We start from the raw sequence: 6,467 nt of genomic DNA, 5'->3' as shown, positions 1-6,467 counted from the left end.
CCTCCAGAACGACAATGCTCAACCGCCCGAAACACATAAAGAGCCTACTCGCTACCTATCTATCCTGTACCTATGATGAAATATTGATTTTGGAATGGCCATGGGGTCTACTTCCTCTTTTTGGGAGGGTGGCCGGATGACTCTGGTAGAAACGTTTTCGGGATTGCCGGATAGCCGTCGAGGTCCGGCGAAGCGGTACGTCTTGATGGAGATGGTAGTGATGGCTTTATGCGCGATCCTGTGTGGCGCCGACAATTGGGTGGAGGTAGCGGACTGGTGTCGGGATCGGCAACAGTGGTTGCGGGAGCGATTCGGGTGGTCTCTGAAGGGAGGCACCCCGTCGCACGACACGTTTGGCGATCTCTTTCGGGTGCTGGATGCGAAGGTATTCGAGGAGCGGTTTCGGCAGTGGATCGCGGGGTTGGTCGGCGTCGTAGAGGGAGTGGTTGCTTTCGATGGGAAGACCTTGCGTGGATCGGGGAAGAAAGGAAGCAATGAGCTTCTGCACTTGGTGACGGCCTATGCGGTGGGAAGTGGCCTATGTCTGGCGCAGGAGGGAACCTGCGGCAAGGGACACGAGTTGGCGGGACTCAAGAACTTGCTGGATGTGCTGATTTTAAAGGGGTGTATTGCCACGACGGATGCGCTCGGTTGCCAAACCGAGATCGCGGAGAAGATCGTTGACCAGGGAGGCGATTACGTCTTGCAGGTCAAGGACAACCAGAAGAACTTGGCCACCGCCATTCGGGAGTTTTTTGAGGAGGGCGATCAGGCGGGTTTTGGACGCCTGGACGTTCAGCGTTTCGAGGAAATCGAAAAAGATCATGGCCGGATCGACACCCGCCGCTACACCTGGATCCCGGACGTTTCGTGGATGGACAAGCCGATGCGCGAAGCGTGGAAGAAGCTCGGGGGGGTCGGCAGGATCGAGTCGATACGAGAAATCGGCGACACCGTTTCTGTTGAGCATCATTATGCCATTGGTTCCCGCGGTGTCCAGACCGTCGCGAGGTTCGCCAACGCCTCTCGCAACCACTGGGGCATCGAGAACGGGTTGCACTGGACCCTCGATGTGGTCTTCCGCGAGGATCACTGCCGTGTCCGCAAAGGTCACGCCGCGCGGAATTTCTCCGTCCTGCGCAAGTTCGCCTTGGCGACCTTGCGCCCAGAAGAAGAGGTGAAAATGGGTTTGCGCCGCCGTCGCGTTCATGCCGACCGCCATCCGGAGTACCGCGAGTCCCTCATCCGGCGTGCTTTCTCGCAGAACGGGAGCGAAAACCCCATGCCATTTGTGTAAGCGATTGCCCTGAAGGGTGTGACGAGTTCCGGCAAGCTGTAGCCCCTGGCAGCACACAAACCGCGCATGACGGGTAGCTTGGTCGGATTGGCGATATGACTGCAATTCCAGGTGACCAGCACATCCATTTCGTGATACGCCGCACAGGCGATGTGCAGGGCATCGAGTCGGGCATTTGCCGGAAGACCGCCACCGAGCAACAGGAATTCTGCAAGAGCGAGAATTTCCGGTGCAATGGACAAGACCGGGATCGGGCGCAAGGCGTCGATGCGCTCCAAGGCGGCAAGCGGGTCGCCAGCGCTGGCTTCCTCCACAACGTAAGGTGAAATAAAGGCCAGGAACGATGTCCGCCCGGAATCCCACCACAGGCGGGTGATCTGCTGGCATGCCGACTTGATCGAATCATTGCTCGGGCGCGCCGTGAGATAGCTTATGACGCAGGTCTCGATGTAGACCTTGCGTTTCATGGTTTCGATCTTTCGATCCTGGTTCCCACAACCGTGGTCCATGCTTGGTCTTACTGGCAGATGCCTTTCTCGGCGAGGCGTATGAATCGCATTGGTCGGAGCGCCAGGGACCTACAGGCACTCTTACGCGATGCACACGCAACGCTGATATCGGCGATACGCCATGATGCGGGAGGGAGCAAAGCCCCTGCCATTGGTTTCACATGCCACGAAACGTGGCAAAAGGTCTGTCTGCAGGTCCATAGATACTATAGCACGCTCGCTACCTCGTAGCTCCGGAGCTGGCCTGCTGGGCGAGCAGCTTGATGGCGGGGCGGCACCGGACGCGGGCGAAGACTGTTGTTGAAGGCTCTGAGACAGCCACTTGCAAGGCGACCGGACACGCCACGGGATCGCGCGTCAATCTGCCGCAAACCCAAGAGACCTGCCGACGAGCCTGATGATTGCCCCGCATACCAGATACGCGCCGATCAAGGCCGGAATCGCCAGGTAGCGACCAGCGCCTGCTGATCGCGCCGGCGGCAGGTGATCGCGGACCGCCAGAAACGGAATCACGTTGATGGCGTGGTAGTTGGTCATCGGGTAGGGGAGAAAGAACAGCATGGCCGGAGCGTCGATGAAGAAGAACAGACCCCCGTCGCCCAGCGTCTGCGCCAGGCCCATGACCAGAATGTAGTTCCACAGGGTATAGCGGTAGCGGTTGATGAAGAACCAGAGCAGCGAGAAGATCACCAGGTAGGCAGGCAAGGTGAACAACAGGTCGAGCGCATAGCGGACCAGTCCCTCACCGAAAGATGTCTCCCGGTCGATGCGCAGCGCCAGAAAGACCGGCATAGAAAGCATGTGCATGCCCTCCACCGCAGCGGCCAGGAGAGTACCGAGGACAAGGAATCGAGTCCTGGATGCCAGCGCCGGGAGTGCGTCGACCAACATCGGGAGAAAAGCCAGTTCGCCCAGGAGAAGCGCGATTACGAACAGGCGAGTGACGCTCTCGGGCGACAAGCCGGACAGGACAATCGACAGGCCGATGGCGACGATTGCCCACGCACAGTAAAGCGCCGGGCCGATTCCAGGCTTGGGACGCAGGCGGGCGAAAAGCGGGGTCATGTTTCCTTCCTCGGCGCGGCGCGAAGAATGAAGTTAACGCGCCAGCGCGGCTGAGACAAGCGAAACGGCCGGAGTGCCGACGCAATGCCGGCATATCGGCGGACAGGCGCTTCCACTCTGTTGCAGTGGCAGGGCTGCCCGGCGGCGGCGAACTGCGCGTGCGCAGTGCCGATCTGCCTGTCGCGCTCGCCGGCAGGCCGGGATCCTCGCGGACAAAGATCGCGTGTTGTCCTGGACAAAACACCAAAACAGCTTGACATCCGAGAGCCAAGAGCTTATATTTTCGACAAGTTTTTTAAATTGTCCAGAACAAAATTATGTCTCACTTGCCAGCCTGCCGTTTCGCCGACGCCGCTCCAGCCCTGGAAGAAGCGCCTCCCCGCCCTGGACGGATCGCTGGGCGTGCCTTCGCCGGGAGCACGCTGATTGCCCTGCTGTTCCTCGCCTGCAGCGGCCTGGCGCAAGCCCTGCCGGCAGCGGTGCGCAAGTCCGAGGCCGGTTGGCGGCAGTGGGGGAGCGGCGAAATCCCGCTCCATCGCGCCCCGCGCAGCCGCAGCCCGAGCCTGCGCTTGGCGCTCCTCAAACGGCCGGAGACTTGACCGTGACTGCCGCCCTGACCGTGACGCTTCCCAGGCGACAGTTGCTCGCCTACGGCGCGCTCGGCCTGCCGCTGGCGATGGCCGCACTGCCGGTCTACGTGCATGTGCCGCGCCTGTACGCCGAATCCGCGGGCATGAGCCTGAGCCTGCTCGGCTCGCTGCTGCTGGCGGCACGCCTGCTCGACGCCGGCATCGATCCGCTGCTCGGCGGCTGGAGCGACCGCACGGCGAGCCGCCAGCGCCTGATCGTATTCGCCTTGCCGTGCCTGGCGCTGGGCATGCTCGCGCTGCTGCATCCGCCGGCCGTCGCGGCGCCGTGGTGGCTGCTCGCATCGATGCTGTGCACCTACTTCGGTTTCTCGCTGGCGAGCGTCGCCTATCAGGCCTGGGGCGCCGAACTCGGCCGCGATGCCGGCGAGCGGACGCGGCTGACGGCCAGCCGGGAGGGCTTCGGCCTGCTCGGCGTCGTTCTCGCGGCGGCGCTGCCGGGGTTGCTGGCGAAGGATCTCGCGCAGGGACTTTCCGGGTTGGCGCAACTTTTCCCCTTGCTGTTGCTTTTCCTGGCGAGCTGGACCCTGCTCGGCACACCGCCGTCGGCCGAACGCCTGCCGGCGAGCGGCCGGCTGCTCGGCAACCTGCGCGGGGTCCTCGACGATGGCCGTTTTCGCCGCCTGCTGGCCGTTTTCGTCGTCAACGGCATCGCCGCGGCCTTGCCGGCAACGCTGGTCCTCTTCTACGTCGCCGACGTGCTGCAGGCCGAAGCCTGGAGTGGCGCCTTTCTCGCGCTCTACTTCGTCAGCGGCGTCGCTTTCCTGCCGCTGTGGGTCGCCCTCGCCCGGCGTTTCGGTCGCGTGCGGACCTGGGTCGCCTCGATGCTCGTCGCCGTCGCCTCGTTCGTCTGGGCCTGGGGATTGGGCGCCGGTGATGTCTGGCCCTTCGCCGTCGTCTGCCTGCTCTCGGGGGCGGCACTCGGCGCCGACCTGACGCTGCCGGCGGCCTTGCTCGCCGACCTCTGCGAACGTCCGACGGGCGGCAGGTCGGCGCAGGCCGGCGCCTACTTCGGTTGGTGGAATCTCGTCGCCAAGCTCAATCTGGCGCTGGCCGCCGGCCTGTCCCTGCCCTTGCTCGATCTGGTCGGCTACCAGCCGGGGGTGGCTGCGGCGACGGCCGGTCTGGCCGCCGTCTATTGCCTGCTGCCACTGCTCTTCAAGTCCATCGCCGCCATCCTGGCATGGCGTTGGCGCCGCACGCTGGAGGTCTCCTGATGAAAACCCTGTGGCTCGCCTGCTTCACTTGCGGAATCCTCGGTCTCGGCGGCTGCGCCGGCACGCCGGTCGACCGTTACCAGGCCGAACGGCCCGTGCTCGACCTCGCCCGCTACTTCAACGGCACGATCGACGGCTGGGGAATGTTCCAGGATCGTTCGGGCGAAGTGATCAAGCGCTTCCATGTCGTCATCGACGCGAAATGGGAGAAACGCGACGGGGTCGATGTCGGGACGCTCGACGAGAATTTTGCGTGGTCGGACGGCACGACTTCACGGCGGGTGTGGACGATCACCCGCGTCGACGCGTCGCGCTACGTCGGCCGCGCCGACGATGTCGTCGGCGAAGCACAGGGCGAAGCGGCCGGCAACGCGTTGCGCTGGCGCTACGTGCTCGCGCTGCCGGTCGACGGCCGCGTCTGGAACGTCGACTTCGACGACTGGATGTATCTGATCGACGACAAGGTGATGCTCAACCGTTCGGCGATGCGCAAGTTCGGCTTCCCTCTCGGCGACGTGACGCTGAGCTTCACGAAGCGGTGAAACCATGAATCCACGCCTCACCGACTGGTCGGGCAAACGCGTCTGGCTGCTCGGCGCCTCGACGGGCATCGGCGCGGCGCTCGCCGGCCAACTGCTGGCACGTGGCGCGCGCGTTGCCTTGTCGGCGCGCAACGCCGCCCGTCTGACCGAAGTCGCCGCCGGCGCCGGGCAGGCGCTGGTCCTGCCCTGTGATGCCGCCGACGAAGCGAGCCTGCGCGCCGCCTGGGACGCCTTGCTGGCGGCGTGGGGCGGTATCGACGTCGCGCTGTACGTGGCGGGGGACTATGTGCCGATGCGCGCCTGGGAACTCGATACGGCCAAGGCGCGACGGATGATCGACGTCAATCTCGTCGGTGCCGTCACCTTCGCGGCCTGCGTCGTGCCGCAACTGCTGCGCCAGGGCAACGGCCAGATTGGTTTCGTGGCCAGCGTCGCCGGTTATCGGGGTCTGCCGAAGTCGCTGATCTATGGACCGACGAAGGCTGCGCTGATCAACTTCGCCGAGGCACTGTACCTCGATCTGCAGCCGCAAGGCATCGGCGTGCGGGTGATCAATCCGGGCTTCGTCGCGACGCCGCTGACCGCGCAGAACGATTTCGCGATGCCGGCGCTGCTCACCGCCGAGCAGGCGGCGCTGGCGACGATCGCCGGTTTCGCCGGCGGCGCCTTCGAAATCCACTATCCGAAGCGATTCACGCGCGTGCTGAAGCTGCTGGCGCATCTGCCGTACCGTCTCTACTTTCCCCTCGTCCGCCGTCTCGGCGGTGCTGGCGGGCGCCCACGATGAGCAATGCGGCGTCGGTCGACGCGCTGGTCGCCTTCTTCGAGGGCTTGCACCCGGAGGCGGTCGCCCGCTTTGCCGAGTACTACGCGGTGGATGCGTACTTCAAGGATCCGTTCAACGAGGTGCGCGGTCTGGCGCCGATCCAGCGGATTTTCTCGCACATGTTCAGGCAGGTTGACGAACCACGCTTCGTCGTCCGCGAGCGCGTGGTCGCCGACAACGGCGCCTTGCTGGTCTGGGAACTGCACTACCGGCTGAAGGGCGCGCGGAAGACGGCGTCACCGCAAGTGATTCGCGGCGCGTCGCACCTGCGCTTCGACAGCGCCGGCAAGGTGATCTGGCACCGCGACTACTGGGACGCCGCTGAAGAGCTGTACGCCAGACTCCCGGGAATCGGCTGGCTGCT

At 64.2% G+C, this 6,467-nt stretch carries 8 protein-coding genes; 6 read left to right on the top strand and 2 right to left on the bottom strand.

All coding sequences use genetic code 11. The features are described from left to right. The first annotated feature begins 94 nt into the window (after positions 1–94). Entirely contained in the window at positions 95–1,297 is a 1,203-nt protein-coding gene (locus tag CAPSK01_RS03825) for an ISAs1 family transposase (protein WP_337958534.1), read from the top strand. On the opposite strand, the gene CAPSK01_RS03820 is transcribed toward CAPSK01_RS03825, so the two are convergent. Further along, the gene (locus tag CAPSK01_RS03820) at positions 1,207–1,764 is read right to left on the bottom strand and encodes a type II toxin-antitoxin system VapC family toxin (protein ID WP_273703037.1); all 558 of its coding nucleotides are present in this window, start codon (positions 1,762–1,764) and stop codon (positions 1,207–1,209) included. The genes CAPSK01_RS03825 and CAPSK01_RS03820 overlap by 91 nt on opposite strands. A 399-nt stretch (positions 1,765–2,163) precedes the next feature. Further along, positions 2,164–2,871, bottom strand: a complete 708-nt coding sequence (locus CAPSK01_RS03815) for a hypothetical protein (protein ID WP_034922778.1) — start codon at positions 2,869–2,871, stop codon at positions 2,164–2,166. A gap of 317 nt (positions 2,872–3,188) precedes the next feature. On the opposite strand from CAPSK01_RS03815, the gene CAPSK01_RS03810 reads away from it, so the two are divergent. The 5 genes from CAPSK01_RS03810 to CAPSK01_RS03790 form a co-directional block, all read left to right on the top strand. Further along, complete coding sequence (locus CAPSK01_RS03810; protein ID WP_034922775.1) at positions 3,189–3,470, top strand: hypothetical protein; 282 nt, start codon at positions 3,189–3,191, stop codon at positions 3,468–3,470. Positions 3,471–3,472: 2 nt separating this feature from the next. Next, positions 3,473–4,735, top strand: coding sequence for an MFS transporter (locus CAPSK01_RS03805; RefSeq protein ID WP_034922771.1), 1,263 nt, complete (start codon positions 3,473–3,475; stop codon positions 4,733–4,735). Next, a complete protein-coding gene (locus tag CAPSK01_RS03800; protein ID WP_034922768.1) occupies positions 4,735–5,277 on the top strand; it encodes a DUF3833 domain-containing protein in 543 nt (180 codons plus the stop codon). The genes CAPSK01_RS03805 and CAPSK01_RS03800 overlap by 1 nt, the downstream gene beginning before the upstream one ends. A 4-nt stretch (positions 5,278–5,281) precedes the next feature. Continuing rightward, positions 5,282–6,064, top strand: a complete 783-nt coding sequence (locus tag CAPSK01_RS03795) for an SDR family NAD(P)-dependent oxidoreductase (protein WP_034922765.1) — start codon at positions 5,282–5,284, stop codon at positions 6,062–6,064. Beyond that, positions 6,061–6,467: nuclear transport factor 2 family protein (locus tag CAPSK01_RS03790; RefSeq protein ID WP_273703036.1), on the top strand; the 407-nt coding region annotated here is incomplete at its 3' end. The genes CAPSK01_RS03795 and CAPSK01_RS03790, both read left to right, overlap by 4 nt.

The organism is Candidatus Accumulibacter vicinus (assembly GCF_000584955.1).
Taxonomy (GTDB): Bacteria; Pseudomonadota; Gammaproteobacteria; order Burkholderiales; family Rhodocyclaceae; genus Accumulibacter; species Accumulibacter vicinus.
Note: the sequence above shows the minus strand (reverse complement) of the source record. Positions and strands in the feature narration are given on the sequence as shown.

Bases quoted from the DNA above. Each gene is read 5' to 3' on its own strand.
- CAPSK01_RS03825 (WP_337958534.1), top strand. From the start codon at position 95: ATGGCCATGGGGTCTACTTCCTCTTTTTGGGAGGGTGGCCGGATGACT.
- CAPSK01_RS03800 (WP_034922768.1), top strand. From the start codon at position 4,735: ATGAAAACCCTGTGGCTCGCCTGCTTCACTTGCGGAATCCTCGGTCTC.
- CAPSK01_RS03810 (WP_034922775.1), top strand. From the start codon at position 3,189: ATGTCTCACTTGCCAGCCTGCCGTTTCGCCGACGCCGCTCCAGCCCTG.
- CAPSK01_RS03820 (WP_273703037.1), bottom strand. From the start codon at position 1,764: ATGAAACGCAAGGTCTACATCGAGACCTGCGTCATAAGCTATCTCACG.
- CAPSK01_RS03815 (WP_034922778.1), bottom strand. From the start codon at position 2,871: ATGACCCCGCTTTTCGCCCGCCTGCGTCCCAAGCCTGGAATCGGCCCG.
- CAPSK01_RS03795 (WP_034922765.1), top strand. From the start codon at position 5,282: ATGAATCCACGCCTCACCGACTGGTCGGGCAAACGCGTCTGGCTGCTC.